The organism is Micromonospora sp. NPDC005194, from assembly GCF_040608335.1.
Taxonomy (GTDB): Bacteria; Actinomycetota; Actinomycetes; order Mycobacteriales; family Micromonosporaceae; genus Micromonospora.
In genome coordinates this window covers 1-24,808 of sequence record NZ_JBEXIA010000031.1, presented here as the reverse complement: position 1 = coordinate 24,808, position 24,808 = coordinate 1, and the positions used below count along the sequence as shown (strand labels likewise).

General features: G+C 73.8%; 14 protein-coding genes and 2 pseudogenes. 4 read left to right on the top strand and 12 right to left on the bottom strand.

Annotated features, from left to right (window positions below; genetic code table 11):
* A complete protein-coding gene (locus tag ABZU53_RS23590; protein WP_355067506.1) occupies positions 1–5,028 on the bottom strand; it encodes an amino acid adenylation domain-containing protein in 5,028 nt (1,675 codons plus the stop codon).
* A 42-nt stretch (positions 5,029–5,070) separates the two neighbouring features.
* Positions 5,071–5,238: pseudogene (locus tag ABZU53_RS23585) on the bottom strand (transposase); the annotation flags it as partial.
* Positions 5,239–5,363: 125 nt separating this feature from the next.
* On the opposite strand from ABZU53_RS23585, the gene ABZU53_RS23580 reads away from it, so the two are divergent.
* Positions 5,364–6,518, top strand: coding sequence for a transposase (locus tag ABZU53_RS23580; protein ID WP_354860748.1), 1,155 nt, complete (start codon positions 5,364–5,366; stop codon positions 6,516–6,518).
* Positions 6,519–6,553: 35 nt separating this feature from the next.
* On the opposite strand, the gene ABZU53_RS23575 is transcribed toward ABZU53_RS23580, so the two are convergent.
* Positions 6,554–12,976, bottom strand: coding sequence for an amino acid adenylation domain-containing protein (locus ABZU53_RS23575; RefSeq protein ID WP_355067505.1), 6,423 nt, complete (start codon positions 12,974–12,976; stop codon positions 6,554–6,556).
* A gap of 16 nt (positions 12,977–12,992) precedes the next feature.
* The gene (locus tag ABZU53_RS23570; RefSeq protein ID WP_355067503.1) at positions 12,993–13,961 is read right to left on the bottom strand and encodes a ferritin-like domain-containing protein; all 969 of its coding nucleotides are present in this window, start codon (positions 13,959–13,961) and stop codon (positions 12,993–12,995) included.
* Positions 13,962–14,039: 78 nt separating this feature from the next.
* Between ABZU53_RS23570 and ABZU53_RS23565 the strand changes: the two genes are divergently transcribed.
* Positions 14,040–15,320: a condensation domain-containing protein gene (locus ABZU53_RS23565; protein WP_355067502.1), complete on the top strand. Its 1,281-nt coding sequence runs from the start codon at positions 14,040–14,042 to the stop codon at positions 15,318–15,320.
* On the opposite strand, the gene ABZU53_RS23560 is transcribed toward ABZU53_RS23565, so the two are convergent.
* Positions 15,317–16,846, bottom strand: coding sequence for a GMC family oxidoreductase N-terminal domain-containing protein (locus ABZU53_RS23560; protein ID WP_355067500.1), 1,530 nt, complete (start codon positions 16,844–16,846; stop codon positions 15,317–15,319). The two genes, ABZU53_RS23565 and ABZU53_RS23560, sit on opposite strands and share 4 nt — an antisense overlap.
* A 79-nt stretch (positions 16,847–16,925) precedes the next feature.
* Between ABZU53_RS23560 and ABZU53_RS23555 the strand changes: the two genes are divergently transcribed.
* Positions 16,926–17,321 carry a VOC family protein gene (locus tag ABZU53_RS23555; RefSeq protein WP_355067498.1) on the top strand — a complete coding sequence of 132 codons (396 nt, stop codon included), beginning with the start codon at positions 16,926–16,928 and terminating at the stop codon, positions 17,319–17,321.
* Positions 17,322–17,384: 63 nt separating this feature from the next.
* Here the strand turns inward: ABZU53_RS23555 and ABZU53_RS23550 are convergent, their stop codons facing one another.
* Positions 17,385–18,458, bottom strand: a complete 1,074-nt coding sequence (locus ABZU53_RS23550) for an acyl-CoA dehydrogenase (protein ID WP_355067497.1) — start codon at positions 18,456–18,458, stop codon at positions 17,385–17,387.
* A gap of 32 nt (positions 18,459–18,490) precedes the next feature.
* Positions 18,491–19,651 (bottom strand): acyl-CoA dehydrogenase family protein, encoded by a 1,161-nt coding sequence (locus tag ABZU53_RS23545; RefSeq protein ID WP_355067495.1) that lies wholly within the window; start codon positions 19,649–19,651, stop codon positions 18,491–18,493.
* 78 nt (positions 19,652–19,729) lie between these two features.
* Between ABZU53_RS23545 and ABZU53_RS23540 the strand changes: the two genes are divergently transcribed.
* The gene (locus ABZU53_RS23540) at positions 19,730–20,569 is read left to right on the top strand and encodes a thioesterase family protein (protein WP_355067494.1); all 840 of its coding nucleotides are present in this window, start codon (positions 19,730–19,732) and stop codon (positions 20,567–20,569) included.
* 7 nt (positions 20,570–20,576) lie between these two features.
* Here the strand turns inward: ABZU53_RS23540 and ABZU53_RS23535 are convergent, their stop codons facing one another.
* The 5 genes and pseudogenes from ABZU53_RS23535 to ABZU53_RS23515 form a co-directional block, all read right to left on the bottom strand.
* Complete coding sequence (locus ABZU53_RS23535) at positions 20,577–21,341, bottom strand: ABC transporter permease (RefSeq protein WP_355067492.1); 765 nt, start codon at positions 21,339–21,341, stop codon at positions 20,577–20,579.
* Entirely contained in the window at positions 21,338–22,111 is a 774-nt protein-coding gene (locus ABZU53_RS23530; RefSeq protein WP_355067491.1) for an ABC transporter permease, read from the bottom strand. The genes ABZU53_RS23535 and ABZU53_RS23530 overlap by 4 nt, the downstream gene beginning before the upstream one ends.
* Entirely contained in the window at positions 22,108–23,076 is a 969-nt protein-coding gene (locus ABZU53_RS23525) for an ATP-binding cassette domain-containing protein (protein WP_355067490.1), read from the bottom strand. Before ABZU53_RS23525 ends, ABZU53_RS23530 begins: the two co-directional genes overlap by 4 nt.
* Before the next feature lie 77 nt (positions 23,077–23,153).
* Positions 23,154–24,245 (bottom strand): phosphate acyltransferase PlsX, encoded by a 1,092-nt coding sequence (locus ABZU53_RS23520; RefSeq protein WP_355067489.1) that lies wholly within the window; start codon positions 24,243–24,245, stop codon positions 23,154–23,156.
* Positions 24,245–24,808 (bottom strand): annotated as a pseudogene (locus tag ABZU53_RS23515) (hypothetical protein); the annotation flags it as partial. The gene ABZU53_RS23520 and the pseudogene ABZU53_RS23515, both read right to left, overlap by 1 nt.

Below are 24,808 nucleotides of genomic sequence, written 5' to 3'. Positions count from 1 at the left end.
TCAGCCGTCCCCGGCGATCGGACCGGCCCACTCGCCCGGATCGTCCGGCACCCGTCGCACGGTCAGCTCGCCCAGGCACACGTCGCGCCACCAGTCGACGCTCGTCGGGTCCGGCTCCGCCGCGCACAGCACCGTGACGTCACCCGCGTACGGGGAACTGCCGTAGCCGTCGCCGTCGACCGGGTCGGCGATCACCAGGGTGGCGACGTCCACCCCGGACTCGGTGAGCTGCCGGGCCAGCTCCAACGCCAGGACCCCGGCCGCACCCCGCCCCACCAGCACCAGCTCCCCGGCCGACACGTGCCCGGCCAGCGCGGTCGTGTAGTCGGCGGCGAGGCGTTGCACCAGCGGCGCCGGGTCGAGACCCGCGTAGCGGTGCAGGCCACCATCGACGATCCCGCACACGGCCCCGCTGGCGGCCAGCCGCTCGGCCAGCCCGGCGTACCCGTCGAGGCCGCCGCTGCCGTCGTGCACCAGCACGTAGCGGGGTGGGCCCTCGCCGGCCAGCGTCACCACCTCGCCGGTGTCGCTGACGGCCGGCTCCTCGTCGGGCCGGACGCCGCCGACGGCGGCCAGGTGATCGGCCAGGTCGGCGACGGTCGGGTGCTCCAGGATTCGGCGCAGCAACTCGTCGAAGAACACGTCGGCGGCGGCCGGCACCCGCTCGGCGAGCTGACCGGCGAGTTTCGCGGCGAGCAGCGAGTCACCGCCGAGGGCGAAGAAGTCCGCGTCCCGCCCGACCCGTTCCACCCGCAGCACGTCGGCCCAGACGGCCGCGAGCTGCTCCTCCACCTCGGTGAGCGGGGCCGCGGCGGTCGCCTCGGGACCGGCCGTCGTGGCCGCCACCAGCCGGCGTACGGCCGCCCGGTCGAGCTTGCCGTTGGCCGTGCGGGGCAGCTCGTCGACCACCTGCAGCACGCTCGGGATCATGTAGTCGGGCAGCCGGTCGGTCAGGTGCGCCCGCAGCTCGTCGGGCACCACCCGCCGCCGGTCGGCCTTCACCCGCGCGGCGATGATGCGCATGCCGAGCCCGGCCATCGGGTCGGCGGCCGGCGGCAGGTCGAGTACGGGCGACGCCCCGGCGGCGGCGAGCAGGCCGCGCCACTCGTCGCCGGTGAGAAACGTGCGGTCGGTGCCGTGGCGCAGGTCGGCGAAGTCGCCCAGGTCGTCGTCGAGCCGCACCAGCAGCTCCAGCGACGTCATGATCTGGTAGTGCTCCCGGGTCATCTCCAGCAGCACCAGGTGGCCGCCGGGGGCGAGCAGTCCGCGCAGCCGGGCCAGCGTGGCCGGTACGTCCCGGGTGGCGTGCAGGACGTCGCCGGCGATCACGATGTCGGCGCTGTTCGGCGCCATTCCCTGCCCGGCCAGGTCGGCGTCGAGGTCGAGCTGCGCGAAACGCAGCCCCGGCCGGTCGGCGAAGCGTTGCCGGCCGGCGCCGAGGAAGAACGCCGACAGGTCGGTGTAGAGGTAGTCGACGTCGAGGCCGTCCAGTGCGTCGAGCACCGCAGCGGTCGTACCGCCGGACCCGGCGCCGACCTCGACGATCCGCACCGGCCCGGTCAGCCGCTCGGCCAGCGACCGGACGGTCGCCGCCGCGACGGCGTTGGCCCACCTGTTGAACAGGGCGTCGGCGTAGAGGTTGTCCGACACCTCCAGCTCACCACCGGGAAAGAGCAGCGCGAGTGGGTCCTCGTCGCCGCGCAGCAGCGCCGGCAGCGCCGCGGCGCTGGCCTGGAAGTAGCGGACCAGCTCGGGAGACTCCCCGACCGCCGCCGCCCGCTCGGCCACCGCGTCCCAGGCCCGCGCGGCCGGCGGTGGCCCGCTGACCAGCCGGTAACCGTCATCGTCGTGGCGCAGCACCCCGCTGTCGGTCAGCGCCCGCAGCCAGCGGCGCAGCAGCCGGCGGTGCCGGGGTGCGACGCGGGTGGCCGCGTACACCTCGGCCAGGCGGTGCGGGCGGTCGTCGAGCGCGAGACCTGCGGCGCGCAGCGTGTCCAGCATGGCGGCGAGGCCGAGCTGGTCCAGCTCGTGCAGGTACGCCTCGTACGCGCCCAGGTCGGTCCCGGCGACGAGCGCCGACCCGGCCGCGGTGGGTCCGGCCGGGTCGACCGGCTGCCCGGGGCCGGGCTCGACGGCGGCAGGCTGCACGACGGCGGCGAGCCGCCGCTCCAGTGGACGGTCGCCGTCGACCACCGCGATCGCCCCGCCCACGCCCGGGTGCGCCAGCAACGCCGACTCGACCTCGGCCAGCTCGATCCGGTGGCCGCGGATCTTGACCTGGAAGTCCTCCCGGCCGAGGAACTCGATCGTGCCGTCGGGCAGGTAGCGGCCCAGGTCACCGGTGCGGTACAACCGCTCGCCGCTGGACGGGTCGGTGACGAACCGCTCGGCGGTGCGCGCCTCGTCGCCGAGGTAGCCCAGCGCCAGCCCGGCCCCGCCGATGTACAGCTCGCCGGCGACCCAGTCCGGGCGAGGCCGCAGCGCCGCGTCCCGGACGTGCCAGGTCTGGTTGGTCAGCGGCACCCCGTACGGGATGCTGCGCCAGGATGGGTCGACCCGGCCGATCGGGTGGATGATCGACCAGATGGCGGCCTCGGTCGCGCCGCCGAGGCTGACCACCGCCAGACCGGGGACGAGGTCGCGGATCTGGTCCGGCAGGGTGACCGGGATCCAGTCGCCGCTGAGCAGGGCCAGCCGCAAGGACGGGATCCGGACCATCGGCGCGGCCGCGAGATAGTCGGCGAGCATCTGCACCTGCGCCGGCACCGAGTTCCAGATGGTGACCTCGTTCTCGGCCACCAGCTCCGCCCAGTGGGTCGGGTCGCCCCGGCGCTGCGGCGTGGGCAGCACCAGCGCCGCGCCGACCGCCGGCGGGCCGAACAGGTCGTAGACGGACAGGTCGAAGCCCAGACTGGCCAGGCCGAGGACGCGGTCGTCCGGCGTCACGTCGAACCGGGTGTTGATGTCGGCCACGGTGTTCAGGGCCGCCCGGTGGGTGATCACCACGCCCTTCGGGGTGCCGGTCGACCCGGAGGTGTGGATGACGTACGCGCGGTCGTCCGGGCCGACCGCGCGGGCCGGCACTGCCGTCGGCGCGGGCCCGTCGAGGTCGTCCACCGCGATCGGCGTCACCCGCGCCGGCCAGTGGCCGTCCACCCGGTCGGCCTCGGTGAGGACGTGCCGGACACCTGCGCCCTCGAGGATCAGGTCGCGGCGCACGGGCGGCTGGTTCGTGTCGACCGGCACGTACGCCCCGCCGGCCAGCAGGACGCCGAACACCGCGACCACCTGCCGCCAGCCCTTGTCGGCGACCACCGCGACCAGGTCACCGGGCCGGCAGCCGGCCTCGGCCAGCCGTGCGGCCACCGCCGTGGCACGGCCGGTGAGCTGCCGGTAGGTGAGGGCGCCGTCGGCGGCCACCACGGCCACCCGGTCCGGGGTCCGCAGCGCCTGGGCGAGCACCCCCTCGTGCAGCAGCCCATCGGGCAGCGGCGCGGCGGTGTCGTTGACCTCGGCGCGGCGGCGGGCGCTCGCCTCGGGCAGCGCCACCGGGGCCAGCTCCTCCCACGCCTCGTCGGTGGCTGCCAGCCGGCGCAGCAACGCGGCGTACGCGGCGAACATCTCGTCGACCACACCGTCGGGGAAGACGCCCTCGCGGACGTCCCAGTTGGTGGCCAGCCCACCCGAGCGTTCGATGTTCTGGCAGTCGATCCAGACCTGCGGGGTCTGGCTGATGCCGTACCCCAGCTCGCCGAAGCCCTCCACGCCGGTGTCGCCGCCCAGCCCGATGGCGCTGGTGAAGACGATGGGCATCAGCGCGGCGTCGGCGCCCCGACGGCGGGCCAGCTCGCGGACGACGTCGACGCCGGAGAACCGGCGGTGGTCCAGGTCGGACCAGAGCTGCGCCTGGATGCGCTTGGCCCGCTCCTGCACCGGCGCGTCCGGGCTCTGCTCCACGGCGAGCAGGCTGACCGAGGTGAAGTCGCCGACGATCCGATCCACCTGCGGGTGCGTCGGCGACCGGTTGAGCAGGGTGACGTCGACGGTGAAGCGCGGGTGCACGCTCCACGCGGCGATCACCTCGACGTACGCGGCGAGCACCGCGCCCGACGGGCTGATGCCGTGCTGCCCGGCGCGCTGGCGCAACCCGGCCCACTCGGTCGGGTCGAGCCGCAGGTCGAGGCGACGGAAGCGGGGCGGCGCGGCCGTGGCGTCACCGCGCAGCGGCAGCTCCGGCGCCGCAGGCAGGTCGTCGAGCCGGGCCAGCCACCAGTCCCGGTCCGAGTCGTGGCGGGGGCCGCCGCGCAGCGGTTCGGTGGCCAGCAGGTGATCGCGGAACGTCAGCGTCAGCTCGTCGGTGGGCGGCTCACCGGCGTAGCGGCGGCCCAGCTCGTCGAGCAGGATGTTGATGCTGACGAAGTCGCAGATCAGGAAGTCGATCGAGAAGTGCAGGACGCTGCGGTGCGGGCCGCGGGTCACCCGCAACGCGAACAGCGGCCACTGCTGCGGGTCGTAGCGGCGGTGGTCCAGCTCCGCCCGGGTGGCGGCCACCGCCTCGGCGAAGCCGGCCGCGTCGGCGTCGCGCACCTCGATGCGGTACGCCGGCACGTCGGGACGTACCTGCTGGGAGCCGTCGCGGTTGACGACGGCCCGCAGCATGTCGTGCCGGGCGACGACCTCGTGCCAGGCGCGTTCCAGCCGGTCCACGTCCAGCTCGGGAAACGTCAGTTCGCCGTAGCCGTGGCAGCCGACCCCGCCGTAGGCGAACGAGTCGCCCCGCCCGAGCAGGTACGCGCTCTGCACGTCGGTGAGCGGAAACGGCTCGTACCGCTGCTCGGGGTGCGGCACGGCAGTGGGCGCGGCGGCGTCGCGCAGCACGGCCAGCACCTGCTCCCTGTGCTCGCGTAGGGCGGCGCGGCGCTGCTCGGTGAGAACGCCGGTGGGGGCCCGGAAGCGGAGCTGGCCGTCTTCCTCCCAGAGCTGCACACCGAACTGCGCCAGCTCGGCGATGAGGTCCTGCCCGTTCATATGGCCGACCCCGAGTAGCTCCCGGCGTGGGCGGTGGTGAGGTTAGGGATCACTTTCGGCGTTATGTTGGTTTCCCTCATAGCGCTTGACCACCTCCGAGGTCGCGGCACCGTTTGTGGCGATGAAGTAGCCCTTGATCCAGAAATCCGGAAGCCTGACTTTGAAATGCGGAGATTCCTGCCGCAGAAGTCGCGATGACTTGACCTCGACATGCTTGACGAGTCAATCGATGCCGTACTGCGCGTCGTGGACAACCCGCAGGTGGATGGCATTGTCGCTGGATCTGACCTCATCCACACCGGCACCAGGCGACGTCGTGTTCTAGAGTGAATTCCGTGCTGGAGGTAGTGCGTTATACTTACCGGCTGCGTCCCGGCGCGACCGCGACGGCCGCGCTGCTCGCCGAATGGGGTCGCTGCCGATTCCTGTGGAACGAGGCAGTGCACCAGCAGAAGATCGGCGCGAAGCCCACCTTCGGCGGCCTGTCCAAGATGCTCACTGAAGCCCGCGCGCGAAACGCGTGGCTGCGCGACGGCTCGCAGGTCGCCCAGCAACAGACCCTTCGTACCTACGCGGCCTCGTTGCGCCAGTCGTTCAGTGTCAAAGGGCGTGGGCTGCCGACGGTGAAGACCCGCAAACGGTCGTTGCCCAGCATGGAATACACCCTGCGCGGCTTCACCATCGCCGACGGGCGGTTGCGCCTTGCCCGTGGTGTCACCGTGCCAGTCGTTTGGTCGCGGGATCTGCCGTCTCCGCCGACCAGCGTGCGCGTCTACCAAGACAGCCTGGGGCACTGGTACGCGTCGTTCGTCGTCCGCCGCGAGGCCGCCGCCGCGCCCGAGGCGTCCGGGGTAATCGGGGTTGACTGGGGCGTGAAGACCACCGCCACAACCACCGATGCGCGATTCGACCTGCCGCACCTCGGGCATCGCAGGCGGTGCGCCGCCGAACTGGCCAAAGCGCAGCGGAAGATGTCCCGTCGCCGCCGATCCGGTGGGCACGGACAGTCCAACGGCTACCGCAGGGCCAAGCGCGCGGCGGCGAAGCTGCACAAGAAGGCCGCCCGGCAGAACAGCCACGACTCCCGGCAGTGGGCGAAACGGGTCGTCGACCACCATCAGGTGATCGCCGTGGAGGATTTCAAACCGACGTTCCTGGCCAGGTCCACGATGGCACGTAAGGCCGCTGACGCCGCGATCGGCGCGGCAAAGCGGGAACTGATCCAGCAGGGCACGCGGGCGGGCCGGAAGGTGGTGCTCGTTCCGCCCGCCTACACGACCATGACGTGCTCCTCGTGCGCGGCGAGAGCCAAGCAGCGCATCGGGTTGAACGTCAGAGTCTTCGAGTGCGCGGCCTGCGGTTTCACCGCTTGCCGCGACGCGAACGCCGCGAGGACGATCCTCGCCACGGTAGAGCGCGACCGTGCCGGTGCTGACGACGTCAGACATGCGATCACCTCCTTTCGAGGTACGGGGTCGAATGCGGTCTGAGCCGGGAATCCCCTGGATTCATCCTTGGGGAAGCGTTAAATCGCGCCTTCCTCGTACGTGCCGGCGGCGTGGTGCACGGCGGTGGCCAGGTCCGCGATGGTTGGTCGGTCGAGCAGCCCCCGCATCGGCAGGTCGACGCCGTAGCGTTCGCGCAGCACCGCCAGCAGCCGGGTGGCGAGCAGGCTGTCCCCGCCGAGGCTGAAGAAGTTGCGGGTGCGGCCGGGAACGGGGCAGCTCAGCAGCTCGGCCCAGAGCGCGCCGAGGTCGCTCTCCAGGCCGGCGTGGGGTGGCTCGTCGGCCGGTCCGTTGTCTCCGCTGGCGAGCAGGGTGGCCACCGCCGACCGGTCGATCTTGCCGTTGCCGCTCAGGGGCAGCGCGTCGAGCACGGCGACGTGCTCGGGCACCATGTACGCGGGCAGCCGGTCGACGACGAACGCGCCGGTGGCGTCCGGGTCGAGGGTGACGCCCGGCTCGGGTACGACGGCGGCGGCGAGCCGGCGGGTGCTGGTGCCTACGGCCACCACGACGGCCTCGCGCACGCCGGGGCAGTCGGTCAGCGCGGCCTCGACCTCACCCAACTCGATGCGATGACCGCGGATCTTGACCTGGAAGTCCGCCCGGCCCAGGAACTCCAGGGTCCCGTCCGGCCAGTACCGGCCCAGGTCACCCGTGCGATACCAGCGCACCCCGTCATACGTCACGAACCGCTGCGCGGTGCGCTCCGGATCCCCCCGGTAGCCGGCCGCCACCCCGGCCCCACCGATCCACAACTCCCCGACCACCCAGTCGGGACAGTCGCGCCCCCGCCCGTCGACGACCCGGTAGCGCTGGTTGGGCAGCGGGAAGCCGTACGGGATGGACCGCCAGTGCGCCGGCACCTCGCCGACCTCGAAGGCGTTGGACCAGATGCCCGCCTCGGTGGCGCCGCCGAGGGCGGTCAGCCGGGCGTCCGGTCGGCGGGCGACCAGCCGGTCGCGCAGGTCCAGGCCGACCCAGTCGCCGGAGACCAGGGCGTGCCGCAACGCGTCGAGCGGTTCGTCGCCGGCCGCGGTGAGCAGCATGTCGAGCAGGGCGGGCACGGTGTTCCAGATGGTGACGTCGTGCTCGCGGACGAGCCGCAGCCAGGCGCGGGCGTCGCGTCGCTGCCCCTCCTCGACGAGCACCACCGCGCCGCCGACGCCGAGCGGGGCGAAGATGTCGTACACCGAGAGGTCGAAGTCCAGCGCCGACACGGCGAGGACCCGGTCGTCCGGGCCGAGGCGCAGCCGTTCGTTGACCGCCGCGATGGTGTTTCCGGCCGCCGCGTGGGACACCTCCACGCCCTTGGGCTCGCCGGTCGAGCCGGAGGTGAAGATGACGTACGCCAGCGACGCCGGCTCCACCGGGACGCAGCCGTAGAGGGCCGGGCCGCCGTCGCCGGCGGGGTCGAGCCCGTCCGCGCCGACGACCGTCTTCACGTCGGCGCGGGTGAGGATCCGCTCCCGCCGGACCACCGGCTGGTCGACGCCGACCGGCACGTACACGCCACCGGCGGCCAGCACCGCCAGCACCGCGACGATCTGGTCGACGCCCTTGGGCAGGCACACCCCCACCGCGTCACCGGGCGCGACCCCGGCCCGCGCCAGCGCCCCGGCCAGCGTCAACGCCCGAGCGGCCAGCTCCCCGTAGGACACCGCCACCCCGTCACCGCACAACGCCACCCGAGCCGGCTCCCGGGCCGCGGTGTCGAAGAACCCGTCGTGCAGCAGACCGGGCGTGATCGGCGCGGCCGTCGCGTTCACCCGCTCACGCACCGCCCGCTGCCCGGCGGGGAGCCCGACCGGCACGGGCCGCGCCCAGTTCCCGGCCGCGAGGGCGGTCAGCAGCTCGACGTACGCGGCGAACATCGTCTCCACCACGTCGGGCGGGAACAGCTCCGCCACCACGTCCCAGTTGATGCTCAGGCCACCGTCGCGTTCCATGACCTGGTTGTCCAGCCACACCTGCGGGGTCTGCGAGGCGCCCCAGATCTGCTCGCCGAACGGCAGGGACATGCTCACCAGCTCGTCGCTGATGCCCAGCGCGCTGGTGAAGACGACAGGCATGGCGGCGGGGGCGCCGGTGCGCCGCGCGATCTCCCGCAGCACCCAGATGGCGGAGACGGCGTTGTGCTCCAGGCCGTCCCACATGCGCTCCTGCAGGCGGCGTACCACGGTCAGGAAGTCGTCGGCCGCGCCGGGGCGGTGCGGGACGAGCAGCAGCGAGGTGAAGTCGCCGAGCACGTGGTCGATGTCGGGGTGCACCTCGCGGCGGTCGAAGAGGGTCAGGTTGAGGGTGAGGTCCGGCCGCGCGCTGAAGGCCGACAGCACCTCGGCGTACGCGGTGGCGAGCACGGCGGCCGGGCTCACCCCGTGGGCGCGGGCGGCGCCGACCAGGGCGGTCCACTCGGCGGGACCGAGCCGCGCCGCGTGGCGGACGAAGCGGGGGGCGCGCACCCGGTCCGGGTCGACGGCGAGCGGCAACCGCGGCGCGGGGGGCAGCTCCGCGGCCTGCGCCGACCAGTAGCGCCTGTCGGCCTCGACTGTCGCCTCGTCGGGCCGGGCGGTGAGGACGTAGTCGCGAAACGACACGCCGATCGGGCGCAGCGGCGCGTCGAGGTCGACGTAGAGGGCGGACAGCTCGGCGAAGACGGTCACGATGCTGAGCGCGTCGAGCACGATGTAGTCGAAGCTGAACGCCAGCCGGACGCGGCGCTCGCCGTACCGGACGGCCTCGATGGCCACCAGCGGCCAGCGGGTCGGGTCGGCGACCCGGTGTGACAGCCGCTCGCGCAGGTCGGCGAGCGCGGCCTCGCCCTCGCCGACGTCGATGCTCACCTCGGGCACCTCGGGCTGGACGCGTTGGCGTCCGTCGGGGTCGAAGACGGCCCGCAGCATCTCGTGCCGGCGAACGAGGCGGTTCCAGGCCGCGGTGAGCCGGTCGAGGTCCACGTCCTCGCCGTCGAATTCCCAGTACCAGTGGGAGCCGACCTCACCGAGGGCGAAGTCGCCGCTGCGACCCATCCAGTACGCCCGCTGCACGTCGGTCGCCGGGAACGGCTCGTGGCGGTGCGCCGGGTCGGCCACGAAGGTCCCGGTCAGCGTGGCGCCCGTGTCGAGGCGTACCCCGGCGGCGAACCCGGCGAGCGTCGGCTCGGCGAAGAGGCGGCGCAGTTGTCCGCCGGCCAGGCCGGCCGAGCGCATCCGCCCGAGCAGGCGGGTGGCGAGCAGGCTGTCCCCGCCGAGGGTGAAGAAGCTGTCGGCGCGGCCGACGGTCGGTACGCCGAGCAGCTCGGCCCAGAGGGTGGCCAACGCCGTCTCGACCGGTCCGACGGGCGACTCGACAGCCGTGGACCGGCCGGCGCCCTCGGCGAGCCGTCGTGCCAACGCCGGGCGGTCGATCTTGCCGTTGCCGCTCAGGAGCAGCGCGTCGAGCACGGCGACGTGCTCGGGCACCATGTACGCGGGCAGCCGGTCCACGACGAACGCCCGTACGGCCTCCGGGTCCACGTCGGACGCCTCGGCTACGACCGCGGCGGCGAGCCGGCGGGTGCTGGTGCCCACGGCCACCACCACGGCCTCGCGCACGCCGGGGCAGTCGGTCAGCGCGGCCTCGACCTCACCCAACTCGATGCGATGACCCCGGATCTTGACCTGGAAGTCCGCCCGGCCCAGGAACTCCAGCGTCCCGTCCGGCCAGTACCGGCCCAGGTCACCCGTGCGATACCAGCGCACCCCGTCATGGGTCACGAACCGCTGCGCGGTGCGCTCCGGATCCCCCCGGTAGCCGGCCGCCACCCCCGCGCCACCGATCCACAACTCCCCCACCACCCAGTCCGGGCAGTCCCGCCCCCGCCCGTCCACCACGCGACAGCGCTGGTTGGGCAGCGGAACCCCGTACGGGATGGACCGCCAGTGCGCCGGCACCGCACCGACCTCGAAGACGGTCGAGTGGATGGCGGTCTCGGTGGTGCCGCCCAGGGCGACGAGCCGGGCGTCCGGGCGCAGCGCCACCAGGCGGTCGCGCAGATCCAGGCCGACCCAGTCACCGCCGAGCAGGGCGAGCCGGAGATGGTCCAGCCCGCCGTCGGCCTCGGCGGCGGTCAGCAGCATGTCCAGCAGCGCGGGGACCGACTGCCAGACGGTGACCCGGTGCGTGTCGACGAGCCGACGCCAGGCGTTCGCGTCGCGTCGCTGCTCCTCGCCGATCAGCACCACCGCGCCGCCGACGCCGAGCGGGGCGAAGATGTCGAACACCGACAGGTCGAAGTCCAGCGCCGACACGGCGAGGACCCGGTCGTCCGCGCTGATGTCGAACCGCTGGCGGATGGCCTCGATGGTGGTGCCGGCGGCGGAGTGCGGCACCTCGACGCCCTTGGGCTCGCCCGTGGAGCCGGAGGTGAAGATGACGTACGCCAGCGACGCCGCGTCCCCGGGAACGCAGCCGTCCAGGGGCGGGCCGCCGTCGCCGGCCGGGTCGAGCCCGTCCGCGCCGACGACCGTCTTCACGCCAGCCCGCTGCCAGATCCGGCCCCGCCGGGCGGCGGGTTGGTCGATGCCGACCGGCACGTACACGCCACCGGCGGCCAGCACTCCCAGCACCGCGACGATCTGGTCGACGCCCTTGGGCAGGCACACCCCCACCGCGTCACCCGACGCGACCCCGGCCCGCGCCAGAGCCCCCGCCAGCGTCAACGCTCTTCCCGCCAGGTCCCCGTAGGACACCGCCACCCCGTCACCGCACAACGCCACCCGAGCCGGCTCCCGGGCCGCGGTGTCGAAGAACCCGTCGTGCAGCAGGCCAGGCGTGATCGGCGCGGCCGTCGCGTTCACCCGCTCACGCACCGCCCGCTGCTCCTGCGGCAGCAGGTCGCCCGGCGACGCGGCCCAGTCGCCGTCGATCAGGCCGGCCAGCAGCCGGACGTACGCGGCGAACATCGCCTCCGACACACCCGGCGGGAACAGCTCCGCCACCACGTCCCAGTTGAGGTACAGGCCCCCCTCACGCTCGGTGACCTGGTTGTCCAGCCACACCTGCGGGGTCTGCGACGACGTCCACACCGGGTCGCCGAAGCACTCCCGCACGTCCGCGCCGAAGAGGTCGCCGAGGCTGAGCGCGCTGGTGAACACCACCGGGGCGAGCACGGCCCGGTCGGAGCGGGCGCGGGCCAGGTCGCGCAGCACGTCCACTCCGGAGTACGCGCTGTGCGCCACGTCCCGGGCGAACTGGTCGCCCAGGCGGCGGGCCCGGTCGACGAACGGCACCTCGTCGGTGGCGTCGACCTCCAGCAGCAGCAGGTTGGTGAAGTCCCCACTGAGCAACGGCACGTCCGCGTGGTACGGCGTCCGGTCGTACAGCGGCAGGTTGAGCAGGAAGCGTTGCCGGCTGCTCCAGGCGGCCAGGGCCTCGGCGAAGGCCGTCAGGAACACCATCGACAGGGTGACGCCGTGCTCGCGCGCGCGGGCGGCGAGCCGGTCCCGGTCGGCGCCGGAGAGCCAGTGGTGGTGGCGGATGACCCGGTGCCCGCTGACCCGCTCCGGGGCCACTGCCACCGGCAGGTCGGGCCCGCCGGGCAGGTCGGGCACCCGTTGGCGCCAGTAGCCGGCCGCGGCCTCGCGGGCGTCGGCCCGACGCCGCTCGTGGGTGGCCAGGTACTGGGGATAGCTGTAGCCGATGGGCGGCAGCGGTTCGTCGGGCCGGCGGTAGAGATGGGCGAGGTCGCCGAGGAGCACCCGGAAGCTGTGCGCGTCGGCGACCAGCATCTCGATCTCCACGTGCACCCGGCTCGCCCCGTCGGGCAGCAGGCAGAGCTGGACGTCGAACACCTCGCCCCGGTCCACCCGCAGGGTGCGGTGCGAGAGGGCGGCGCGCAGATCGGCGAGCCGCCGGTCCCGCTCGTACGCCGGCAGGTCACGCAGGTCGTGCACGGTCAGGCCGGGCCACGCGCCGTCCGGGGTGATCTGCTGCCGGCCGTCGTCGAGGAAGCGGGCGCGCAGCATGTCGTGGCGGCGCACCAGGGCTCGGACGGCCCGGTCCAGCCGGTCCGGGTCCACCTGACGGCCGTCGAACTCGTTGTAGAAGTGCGCCCCCACCCCGCCGAGGGCCTGCTCACCGGCCCGCCCGACCCAGTACGCGTGCTGCATGGTCGCCAGGGCGAACGGCTCGTCCGGGTCGACCGTCACCTCGTCGTCGGCGACGGCGGCCGGCTCGTCGGCGGGCGACGCCGGGTGGGCCAGCGCGTGCCACTGCCGGACGGTGCGCAGCTCGATGAGTTGGGCGAAGGTGAGACCCGCGCCGGCCCAGCGGGCGGCGAGCCGCATCAGCCCGATCGAGTCGAGGCCGCGCTCCAGCAGATCCTCGTCGGGTGACACCGGCTCGTCGAGCAGCGACGCGACGTCGTCGCACATGCCGTCGAGGGTCAGCGTGGTCGGCACTGGCATGTCTCCTCCCGACTCCTCAGGCGCGGGGAACGCGGATCGAGCGGTCGGCGAACCCGATGAGGTCCAGCCGCTCCAGGCCGTCGCGGACCCGGGGAGTCAGCAGGCCGATGTTGGCCAGCGCGGTGACCACGCGGGCGAAGATGGCCTGCCGATACTTGATCATCAGCTCGTTGTGCGCGGCGAAGTCGACGCCCTCGCCGCGGTCGACCTCGATGCGGTCCCAGACGTCCTCGAGCAGGAACCGGCGGCGCATGAGACTCGCCGAGTCGAGCACCATCTCCTCGCGGTCGGCCAGTTCGGCGCTGGTCATCTCGCGGTAGATGCCCTCCAGCGACAGCACCCCGAACGACACGTGCCGGGCCTCGTCGCGGGCTACGAGGCGGGTGATGTCGCAGATGAGGCGGTCGTGGAAGGTGCTGTTGGCGAGCCGGAACGCGGCCATCGCCAGGGCCTCGACCACGATCTGCATGCCCAGCGCGGTGATGTCCCACCGGGAGTCGGAGAGCAGGTCCTCGATCAGCTCGGACAGCGCCGGGTTGATCGGGTACGGATGCGGCACCTTCTCGCGCAGGTAGCGGGAGAACGCCTCGACGTGCCGGGCCTCGTCGGCGGCCTGACTCGCGGCGTAGTACTTGCTGTCGAGGTCGGGCACCACCTCGACCAGGCGCGCGGCGACCACCAGCGCGCCCTGCTCACCGTGCAGGAACTGGCTCACCATCCACGACTGGAGCTCCCAGCGGAACGTGTCCCACATGGGACGACCGCGCCGCGCCAGCGGGGACGCCTCGAACGACGCCATGGCGAACGCGGAGTCGTCGGGCAGCGGCTCACCGAACGGCACCTCGATCGACCAGTCGACATCCGTGCTGGCGTTCCACTGTGCGCTCTTGGCCCGTTCGTACAGGGAGAGGACCCGGGGCATCTCGGACTCGTAGTGCCACGTCAGCTGCGCACGCACGGGGGTGGTCACCGACAGACCAGACATGCGCCCAAGGTACCGAGATAGAACACAAGATGCCAGACCCTTGATGACAGATACAACGACGGGCGGTACCGTCGTGGTGTGGCCCCCCGACCCGTACCGGCCTCCGTGGGACAGCGGCTGCTCGGCATCATCGAGCACTACCGGGCGGACCACGGGGCGTTGAACTGCCCGCTGCTGTGCCGCCTCAGCGGCGGCGCGGTCGACCTGACCGCGCTGGAACGGGCGCTCACCGCGTTGACCGCGCGGCACGAGGCGCTGCGGACCACGGTCGTGGGTCGCGGACCACGGCTGTCCCAGCTCGTGCACGATCCGCGACCCGTCGAGCTGAGGGTGGTCGACCTGCGCGGCGAGCCGGATCCGCACACCGCCGCCGACGACGCCGTCACCACCGAGCTGGCCACCCGGGTGGACGTCACACAGTGGCCGACCCGGGCCACCGCCTGGCGGGTCAGCGACCGCGAGGTGACCGTGTGCTTCACCATGCACCATCTGGTCACCGACGCGTGGTCGTGCGGGCTGCTCTTCGAGGAGCTGCGCACCCTCTACGCTGACGCCCAGGCCGCGCTGCCCCCGGTGCGCTGGCAGTACCCGCAGTTCGTGGCCTGGCAGGAGGGTCGGCTGGCCGGCACGGAGCTGGACCGGCAACGCGAGTTCTGGCGCGGTCAGCTGACCGGGCTGCGGTTGCCGCGCCTGCCGTATCGCGAGCCGCCCCCGGACGCCACCCCCGGCGTGCTGGCCCGGGACCTCGACGCCGACGTCGCCGACGGGCTGCGCGCCCTGGCCCGGCGACACCGCACGACGCTGTTCACCGTGGCCCTGGCCGTCTACTACGCCGTCCTGCACCGGGTCACCGGGCAGGGTGACCTCGCCGTCGCCTCGCTGTTCGCCAACCGTGCCCGGCCGGAGAGCCAACGCACCGTCGGGTTCTGCGCCAACATGGTGGTGCTGCGCACCCGGCTGCCGCCGTTCGCCACCTTCGCGGCCCTGCTCCAGGCGACCCACGCGACCACCGCCGCCGCGTTCGCCAACCAGGAGCAGCCCTACCAGGCCGTCGCCACCGGCAGCGCCAACCTGGGCGGCCGGGTCGACGACGTGGTGTTCCAGATGATGGCCGAGCTGTCACACCGCGTACGCGTCGGTGACACCGAGTTCGAGTTGCTCGTCCCCGAGGCGATCGGAAGCCGCTTCGGCACCGAGCTGGCGCTCGCCCCGCGCGGCGACGGCCTGCGGGTGGTGCTGTTCCACACGCCACGGCTGGCCCCGGCCGACGCCGTACGCCTGCTCGACGGCTACGTCTCCGTGGCGCGGGCGGTGGTGGGCAACCCCGCCGTCGCGCTGTCGGCGCTGCCGCGACGCTAGCCCGCGATCAGCTCGGCCCCGCGTTCGCCGATCATGATGCTGGTCAACGCGGCCGGAGCGCGCAGCGGCACCGGAACGATGCTGGCGTCGACGACCCGCAGGTTGGCCACGCCGCGTACCCGGCACCGCCCGTCGACGACCGCGCCCGGGTCGTCCGCCGCGCCCATCCGCGCGCCGCCGACCAGGTTCAACCGGCTGTACGTGGTGGCGCGCAGCAGATGGTCGAGCTGCTCGTCGTCGCCCACCACCGCGTCGTCGACGAGCGCGAACCGGGCGACGGTCTTGGTGAAGGCGGCCTGGTTGGCGATCTCCCACGCGTGCCGGTACGCGTCGCGCATCCGGGCCAGGTCACCCTCGGCGGTGTAGAACCCGAGGTCGACCACGGGTGGGCTCGCCCCGTCGGCGTCGCGCACCGAGATGCGTCCGCGCGAGGCCATCGCCATGTCGCCGATCATCACGGTGTTGACCTGGTCGACGCCGATGATCCGGTCCAGACCCGCGCCGGCGCCCCGCGACGTGCTCATGCCGGTGAACAGGCTCAGGTAGAACGCCTGGTCGGCCGCGTGGCCCGGGATGCCGGCGAGCCGCGCGATGAGCTGCGTACGCGGCCAGTCGCCGCCGATCGTCTCCGGCTCGGGGACCACCAGGATGATCGCGCCGGGCTGATCGATCACGTCCGCGCCCACGCCGGGCAGGTCGACGAACGGCGTGACGCCGGCGGCGCGCAGCTCGTCGGCGGGGCCGATCCCCGAGCGCAGCAGCAGAGCCGGAGTGTACGGCGAGCCGGCGCAGAGAATGACCTCCCCGGCGTCGATCCGCTCCCCCGCGACCTGCACACCCACCGCCCGCCCGTCGTCGAGCAGCACCCGCTCGACCTCGGCGTCGCCGCGAATCACCAGATTGGACCGCGACCGGGCCGGGTCGAGGTGGGTGAGGGCGGTGGACATCCGCAGCCGGTCGCGCCGGTTCTGCGGGTACATCCCGATGCCCACGGCGTCGGGGGCGTTCATGTCCTCCTGGTAGTCGTGGCCCAGGCCGAGCGTGGCCTGCAGGAAGCCGTCCATCGCCGGCGTCAGCTCACCGCGCGGCCACCGGGTGATCGGTACGGGCCCGTCGGCGCCGTGGTGGTCACGGTCGCCGAACTGCTGGTCGGCCTCCAACCGGCGAAACGCCGGCAGCACCGCCGGCCAGTCCCACTCCGGCAGGCCGCGGGCGCCCCAGGAGACGAAGTCGGCGGCTGGGGCCCGCATCGCGCCCCGGTCGTTGATCTGCGTGGAGCCGCCGACCACCCGGCCGCGCCGCAGCGGCGCCTCCCGCCCGGCGGCGACGGTCGCCCGCAGGGGCCAGTCGAAGCCGTCCTCGGCCTCCACCGAGCCGGTCCGCAACGCCTCGGGCACCGCGGCCCCGACGAGGTCGGGGCCGGCCTCCAGCAGCAACACCGAGCGGCCCGGGTCCTCGCTCAGGCGGGCCGCGAGCACCGCGCCGGCCGCGCCCGCGCCGACGACCACGAAATCGTAGCGAAGCATGGGCTCAGCGTAGCCGAACACACGACATGCCAGGACGCATCACATGTGCTATCCGCGATTCTTCATTAGACTCTCGGGTATGAGCAGAGGCCCGGAAGTCATCCCCACCCTGCGCTACCGAGACGCGCCGGCCGCCATCCGGTGGCTGGTCGACGTCCTCGGTTTCCGCGCGGAGCTGGTCGTCCCCGGCCCGGACGACTCCATCAGTCACGCGCAACTGACCTGGGGCAACGGCATGGTCATGCTCGGTTCGCAGACGGACGGCAGTGACGGCCGGCTCGTTCTGGACACCGGGCCCGCCGCGACCTACGTGGTGCTCGACGACGTGGCGGCGCACTATGAACGGGTCGTCGCCGCCGGCGCCGAGGTCGTGCAGAAGCTCCGCGACGAGGACTACGGCGGCCAGGGCTATTCGGTCCGCGACGCCGAGGGCAACCTGTGGAGCTTCGGCTCCTACCGACCCGGCTCGTCCTGACCACCGACGGCTGATCCCCGACGCGCGGGCGGCGTGGGCCGGACCCGCGCGCCTGCGGCCGGGTCAGTCGTCCAGCAACAGGCCGGCCAGTTCGGCCCGGGTGTCGGCGACCGTGCCGTCGAAGGTCGCCAGCCACCACGCCCGGCGGTACCAGTGGTGCAGCGGCTGCTCCCACGTGAAGCCGCTGCCGCCGTAGGTCTGGATGGCCACCTCGCAGGCGGTCATCGCGGCCTCCCGGGCGGCCACGCTGGCCGTGAGCACGGCCTGGTCGGCGACCCGGCCCGGCTCGGCGTCGACCGCCCACGCGGCCCGGTAGGCCAGCGACCGGGCCGTCTCGACCTGGCCGTAACACTCCGCGAGGGGGTGCGCGACCGCCTGGTTGGCGCCGATCGGCGCTCCGAACTGGGTGCGAGTGGCGGCGTACCCGCTGGCCCAGGTCAGCGCCCTCGCCGCCACGCCGACGGCCTCGGCGGCGAGCAGCGCCAGGGCCCGCCGCCGGGTCAGCGCGAGCACGTCGGCGGCGGCGTCCGCGGCCACGAGGAGCGTCGAGGGTACGCAGGTCAGCTCCACCGTCGAGACGGTGCGGCTCTCATCGAGCGCCTGCCCGCCCGCACCGGCCGGCGTCGCCCGCACCGCCGACGCGTCGACCAGGCGCAGCTCCACGCCGTACGCCCCGGTCGCGGCCACCACCAGGTCCACCGCGTCGAGCGCGTGTGGCACGCGGACCGCGCGGCCGGTCAGCGTGCCGTCGGCCGCGACGGCGCAGCCGACACCCGGGGCGTCCGTCGACGAGCGTGCGCCTGTTGGTCGGCGGGCGGCGGCAACCGCCTCGGCGAGGGTGCCGGGGCCGTTCGCCCACGCCCAGGCCAGCGTCGCTGCAGCGGCGATCGGCCGGCCCGCCGCCCGCAGCGCCGGGCCGGCCAGGCCCACGGTGGCCCACCAGGGTGCCGGGCTGCGCGCCCAGCCCATCCGTTCGGCGAGCAGCGCCAACTCGACGGTGCCCAGCTCCGCGTCGAGCCAGCCCAGGTCGGTGACCTCGGCCCACGCCTGGCCGTCGTCGGCGGCCCGGTCATCGGCGAGGTACTTCGCCGCGGTGTCCCGCAGCGCCTCCTGCTCACCGGTCAGTGCGAAGTCCATGAGGTCTCCCCTCGTCGTGGGCGAGTCGGCGGTCAGTACGACCGGGGCAGGCCCAGTACGCGCTCGGCGACCAGGTTGCGCAGCACCTCGGAGGTGCCGCCCTCGATGGTGTTGGCGCGGCTGCGCAACATCTGGTGCCGCCAGTAGTGGTCCCAGCCGTCCGGTTCGGCGTCGTCGCCGAGCAGCTGCACGGCGAGGGTGGTGAGCCGTTGGTGCGCCTGCGACCAGCGCAGCTTGATCACCGACGTCTCCGGGCCGGGCACCCCGGTACGCGCCAGCGCGGCCAACCCCCGCCGGTTGGTCCAACGCAGACCCTCCAACTCGACGTAGCGGGCGGCGAGCTGGTCGCGTACGACCGGGTCGGTGTCGCGGCCGCGGGCCTTCGCGGTCGCGACCAGCCGGCGGAACGCCACGTCCAGCCGAGCGGTCAGGGTGAACCCGAAGGTGCCCCGCTCGTGGGCGAGGGTGGTCATCGCGACCCGCCACCCGTCGTCGACCGCACCGACCACCGCGTCGAGCGGCACCCGCACCTCGTCGAACTCGATCTCGGCGAACTCGGCCTCGCCGGTCATCTGGCGGATCGGGCGCACCGTGACGCCGGCCGAGCGCAGGTCCACCAGCAGGCAGGTCAGCCCGCGGTGGCGGCGCTGCTCGGGGTCGGTGCGCGCCAGCAGCAGGCAGTGGTCGGCGAGGTGCGCGTACGACGACCACACCTTGCGCCCGGTCACCACCAGCTCGTCGCCGTCGCGGCGCGCGAGCGTCCGCACGGCGGACAGGTCGCTGCCGGCCTCCGGCTCGGAGAAGCCCTGACAGAAGATGATGTCCCCGGTGAGGATGCGCGGCAGGTACCAGGCGCGCTGCTCGGGCGACCCGCAGGCGATGATGGTCGGCCCGACCATGCCCAGGCCGATGACTCCGATGTGCTCGGCGGCCTCGGCCCGGGCTGTCTCCTCCAGGTAGATCGCCTGGTAGGCCGGGGACAACCCGCGCCCGCCGTGCTCGGCCGGCCAGGTCAGGCCCGCGTACCCGGCGGCGTGCAGCGCGCGGGTGAACGACCGCACCGCCTCGATGTCGCCCCACCGGCCCTGCGGCGGCGCCCCGTCCGGGCCGGCGGTCACCGGCACCGCGCCCGCCAACCAGGCACGCAGGCCCGCCCGGAACTCGGCCTCCTCGGCGCTGTCACGCAGATCCATGCGCCGCATCGTACTCGTATCTGGTTTTGATCTGCAGTATCTTGTTTCCACGCGTCCCGACGCCGGAAGGGGTCCTCGATGGCCAGTCTCGCGGACGACGCCGCGGTACGGCAGACCGCGCCCGGCCACTACCAGGCCCACCTGTCGGAGGACTGGTCGGTCTGGGGGCCCAACGGCGGTTACCTGGCCGCGATCGCGCTGCGCGCGGCGGGCGAGGAGGCCGGCGCCATGCTGCCGGTGAGCCTGAGCTGCCAGTTCCTCGCGCCGCCGCGCTACGGCGAGGTCGACGTCGAGGTCACCCGCGTGCACGGCACCCGACGCGCCGCCGCCCTGCACGTCACCCTGCGCCAGCGCGGCCGGATCCTGCTCGCCGCGTACGTCTGGACCATCGCCGCCGGCCTGCTCGGCCCCGAACGGCGCTGGATGCCGCCACCGGACCTGCCCAAACCCGACGAGCTGCCCACCCTGGTCGAGCTGATGCGCCGCGACGGCCTGCCGGTGCTGCCGATCTGGGAGCGGTGCTACGAGGTACGCCTGGCCGGCTGGCCGGCCGGCGGCTGGCAGCCGCAACGCGACGGCGTGCCCACCATCCGGGGCTGGCTACGGCTGCAGGAGGAGCTGCCGGCCGACGCGGACCCCTGGCTGGCGGCGGCCCGACTGGTCTTCGCCGTCGACGTGGTGCAGTTCCCGGCGGTGGTGCAGGCGTTCGAGCGGACCACGTTCATGGCCCCGAGCATGGACCTGTACGTGGGCTTCCAGGGCGGCGACGACGGCACGGGCTGGCTGCTGGTGGAGGGCGAGGCCGCCGCCGCCACCGGTGGAGTGCTCGGCGCCCGCGCCCGCGTCTGGTCCGACAGCGGGCTGTTGCTGGCCACCGGCGGGCAGCAGATGCTCTACCGGATGGCCAGCCCCGTCTGACGAGGGCTCAGCCGTCGGCGCGGCGGCCGAACCGGCGCACCGCCACCAGCAGGCAGACCGTGCCCAACCCGAGCACCCACGCGAGGGTCTGCAGCACCGGCCACAGCACCGGCCCGCCACTGGACAGGCCGACCAGCGCCTCGGTGGCGACCGAGAACGGGTTGGCCCGCACCACCGGCTGCACCACCGAGGGGAACGCCGACACCGGCACGAACCCCGAGGAGAAGATGAACAGAAGGGTCGCCGGGCCGGTCAGCGACGGCGGCAGCGACTCCTCGTCACCGGGACCGGAGCCCCGCCACAACGCGATCGCCGCCCACAGCAGGCCGAACAGCGCGATCACCGCGAAGAAGCCGACGACGGCCAGCGGCCCCTCCCGGAACCGGAAGCCCAGCAGCATCGCCACGCCCGTGGTGAGCGCTCCGATTCCGACGATGCGCAGCACGTCACCGACGACCCGACCGGCCAGCAGCGCCCCCGGCGCCACCGGCATGGTGCGCAGCCGGTCGGCCAGCCCGCCGCGCAGGTCGCGCAGGAAACCGACGGCGCTCGACGGCGACCCGAACGCGGCGGTGGACAGCACCACCAGCGGGGCCAACCGCTCCAGGTAGTGCTGCCGGTCGCCGTCACCGACGATCCGGCCGAAGACCGCGTACTGGGTGAGCAGGAGCAGCACCGGGAACGCGAACGCGTAGACCAGCGCGGGCGGCGCCCGGAAGAACCGGCGAAGGTTACGCCCGGCGAACAGCGAGGCCTGCGTGACGGTACTCATCGGCTCCTCCGAAACGAACGTGCCGCGGCCGCGCCGAACAGCAGCCCCAGGACCAGCAGCCAGACGAGCGCCGGCCACACCTGCTCGTCGGCGCCCTCGGTGGACAGCGCGCGCAACGCGTCGACCTGGGCGGAGAACGGTGACACCTCGACCACCGGTTGCAGCCAACCCGGAAACGCGTCGACCGGGACGAAGGCGGTGGAGACCGTGGTGAGCACCAGGTACGGCAGGGTCAGCGCCGAGTACACCTGCTCGGGGTCGCGGGCCCCCAGCCCCAGGGCCGCGCAGCCCGCCGCGAGCACCACCGCGAAGCCGACCGCCAGCGCGACGAAGCCCGCGGCGCGGGCCGCCCCGGCGGTGAACCGGAAACCGACGAGCACCGCGGCGACGAGGATCACCGCCACCGCGACGGCGGCGCGGGCCGCGTCCACCACGAGCCGGGCCAGCGGCACCACGACCGCGCTCATCGGCAGCGTCCGGTACCGGGCGATCAGCCCGCTGCGCGCGTCGCCGGCGATCAGGTAGCAGGCCGACATGGCGACCAGGGCGGTGGTCTGCACGACGATCGCGGGCGGAAGGAACTGCTCGTAGGCGATCCCGTAGTCGGACATCAGCCGCTGGAAGACCACCATGAAACCGGCGAAGAACGTCAGCGGAAACACGACGGTCAGGCCGACCGACCGGCCCGCGCGAGCCTGCCGCAGGTTGCGGGCGGCCAGGACGGCGAACTGCCGCGGCCCGCTGGCCGCCACCGCCGTCGTGGTGCTCACCGGCCGGCTCCCGCCGCGTCCGCACCGACCGCCTTCTCGGCGTCGACGGGCCCGGTCAGGGAGAGGAACACCTCGTCCAGGGTGGGCCGCCGCACGGTGACGTCGTCGGCCTCCACACCCGCCGACTCCAGCCGCCGCACCACCTCGGTCAGCGTGCCGGAGCCGGCGGCCAGCCGCAGCACGTCCTCGTCCTCGGTCAGCCCCTCGAACGCCGCCCGTAGCTGCCCGGCCGCGACCGCCCGGGCCCGCGGGTCCTCGATCCGCACCTCGCAGACCGCGCCGCCGAGCTGACGCTTGAGCTCGTCGGGGGTGCCCTCGGCAGCGACCCGGCCGTGGTCGATGAGCAGGACCCGCCCGGCCAACTGGTCGGCCTCCTCCAGGTACTGCGTGGTGAGCAGCACGGCCGTGCCGCCGTCGCGCAGCTCCCGGACGACCTCCCACAGGGCCCGCCGGCTGCGCGGGTCGAGGCCGGTGGTCGGCTCGTCGAGGATCAGCACGGGTCGGTCGACCACCAGGCTCGCGGCCAGGTCGAGGCGGCGGCGCAGGCCACCCGAGTAGGTGCGCACCGCCTTGCCCGCCACCTCGTCCAGGTCGAAGTGGTCGACCAGCTCGTCCGCGCGGGCGGCAGCCGCCTGCCGGCCCAGCCCGAGCAGCCGGCCGAACAGCACCAGGTTCTCCCGGCCGGTCAGCAGCTCGTCGAGGGCCGCGAACTGGCCGGTGACCGCGATGCTGCGGCGCACCTCGGCGCCCTGGGCGACGACGTCGAAGCCGGCGACGCGGGCGGTGCCGGAGTCCGGCTTCAGCAGCGTGGTGAGACAGTGGATCGTGGTGGTCTTTCCCGCGCCGTTGGGCCCGAGCAGGCCGACCACCTCGCCCGCGGCCACCTCGAAGCTCACCCCGTCGACCGCCGTCGTCGCGCCGAACGACCGGCGCAGATCGCTGACCTGGATCAACTGTTGTGACATCGCACCACCCTCATGCCAGGAATCCCGGAACCATATCAACGCTTGTCTGTGTAAAGCCAGATACGAGAACGGATAACTCATCCGTCGACAGGGCTGCGCCGGCTACGTAGTCGCTGGCGCGACGAGGCCGCGAAGGCGGCGGCGATCCGCTCGACCACACCCGAGCGGACGCACTCCCCGGCGATACGCACGCTCGCCTCGACGTCGACCGCGGTGGCCGTTCCGTGGCAGATCACGCACACACCGCGTACGCCGAGCAGCGCTCCCCCCGGCTCGGCCGCGAGCCCGTCGCGCACCGCCCGGGTCACCCGCCGCCGCCGCTCACGCGCCAGCGCCCCGATGGGTGAGAACGCCCGCACCGCGTCCAGCGCCAGGCCGACTGTGGCGTCCAACGTCCGCTCGTACATCTTCAACGCCACGTCGCCGGTGAACCCGTCGGTCACCGCCACGTCGACCCGACCTCCGAGCACGTCGTACGCCTCGATCTGACCGCTGTAACCGGGCATCGTGGCCAGCAGGAGGTGCGCGTCGCGGCGGACCGGCCCGCCCTTGACCGCCTCGTGTCCGTTGGACAGCAGGCCGATCCGCGGCCGCGCCAGCCCCAGCCTCCCGCGCGCGTACTCCGCGCCCAGCACCGCGAACTCGACCAGCCACTCCGGTACGGCCGCCGCCGTCGCGCCGATGTCCAGCAGCACGGTCGGACCGGCGCCCGGCACCGGCAGCACCGTCGCCAAAGCCGGGTTGCTCACCCCCGGCACCCGACCCAGCCGGACGGCGGCCGCGAGCACCGCCGCGCCGGTGTTGCCCGGCGTCACCATGGCATCCGCCCGACCCGCCGCCACCTCCCCGGCGGCGACCAGGAGCGAGGAGCGCCGCTTGGCGTATGTCGCGGCCACCGGATCCTCACCCATGCCGACCACGTCCGGGGCGTGCACCACTCGTACGCCCGCCGGCGCGACACCGCCGGGCAGCAGCGGTCGGATGAGCGCCTGCGGGCCGACCAGCGCGATGTCCACCGTGGCGGCCGCGGCCAGCGCGCCGGCGACGACGGGCTCCGGCCCGAGATCCGCGCCGGCGACGTCGACCGCCACCCGCAGCCGCCGCTCCGGCGATGCTTCCTGTCCCGCCACCCGCAACCGCCGGTCCGGTGACGCGCCCTGACTCGCCATCACCGCATCCCGGCGCTGAGCCGGTCCGCCGTCGCGGATCTGCCGGGCACGCCGTCGCCGTCGGGTACGTCCGGTGTCGATGGTCCTGCGACCGCGTCCGTCGCCGCCCGCTCGGCGGGTGGCGATGTCAGCCAGTGGCGCAGCGCGGCACGGGCCGGCGCCAGCTCGCCCGCGAACGCGCCGACCAGGTCCCGGTGACCGGGTGCCGTGTCGGCCGGGCGGTCGACGCGCAGGTCGGCGGCGAGCACCTGGACCCGGGCGGCGAGGTCGGCGCCGCGCCAGCCCAGCGCGTAACCCAGCGCCGCCTCGTCCCGGGCGGCGGCCCGCCCGGGCAGGCCGGCGACGGCACGGCACTCGGGGTCGATCAGCTCGACGGCGGCGAGCAGCGCCTCGGCCTCGGCGAGGACGCCGGCGGCGGCGAACCGCCAGGCCTGGTCGGCGGCCCACCGCCCGTCGCGGCGGGCCTCCCCGACCAGGTCGACCAGGCGGGTGAGAAGCGCGCCGAGCGCGGCCGCCGCCGGACGACCGGTCCGCGCGGCGAGCGTCGCGGCGCGGGCCGCCGG

Bases quoted from the DNA above. Each gene is read 5' to 3' on its own strand.
- ABZU53_RS23540 (WP_355067494.1), top strand. From the start codon at position 19,730: ATGGCCAGTCTCGCGGACGACGCCGCGGTACGGCAGACCGCGCCCGGC.
- ABZU53_RS23570 (WP_355067503.1), bottom strand. From the start codon at position 13,961: ATGTCTGGTCTGTCGGTGACCACCCCCGTGCGTGCGCAGCTGACGTGG.
- ABZU53_RS23535 (WP_355067492.1), bottom strand. From the start codon at position 21,341: ATGAGTACCGTCACGCAGGCCTCGCTGTTCGCCGGGCGTAACCTTCGC.
- ABZU53_RS23520 (WP_355067489.1), bottom strand. From the start codon at position 24,245: ATGGCGAGTCAGGGCGCGTCACCGGACCGGCGGTTGCGGGTGGCGGGA.
- ABZU53_RS23590 (WP_355067506.1), bottom strand. From the start codon at position 5,028: ATGAACGGGCAGGACCTCATCGCCGAGCTGGCGCAGTTCGGTGTGCAG.
- ABZU53_RS23545 (WP_355067495.1), bottom strand. From the start codon at position 19,651: ATGGATCTGCGTGACAGCGCCGAGGAGGCCGAGTTCCGGGCGGGCCTG.
- ABZU53_RS23560 (WP_355067500.1), bottom strand. From the start codon at position 16,846: ATGCTTCGCTACGATTTCGTGGTCGTCGGCGCGGGCGCGGCCGGCGCG.
- ABZU53_RS23525 (WP_355067490.1), bottom strand. From the start codon at position 23,076: ATGTCACAACAGTTGATCCAGGTCAGCGATCTGCGCCGGTCGTTCGGC.
- ABZU53_RS23550 (WP_355067497.1), bottom strand. From the start codon at position 18,458: ATGGACTTCGCACTGACCGGTGAGCAGGAGGCGCTGCGGGACACCGCG.
- ABZU53_RS23575 (WP_355067505.1), bottom strand. From the start codon at position 12,976: ATGCCAGTGCCGACCACGCTGACCCTCGACGGCATGTGCGACGACGTC.
- ABZU53_RS23555 (WP_355067498.1), top strand. From the start codon at position 16,926: ATGAGCAGAGGCCCGGAAGTCATCCCCACCCTGCGCTACCGAGACGCG.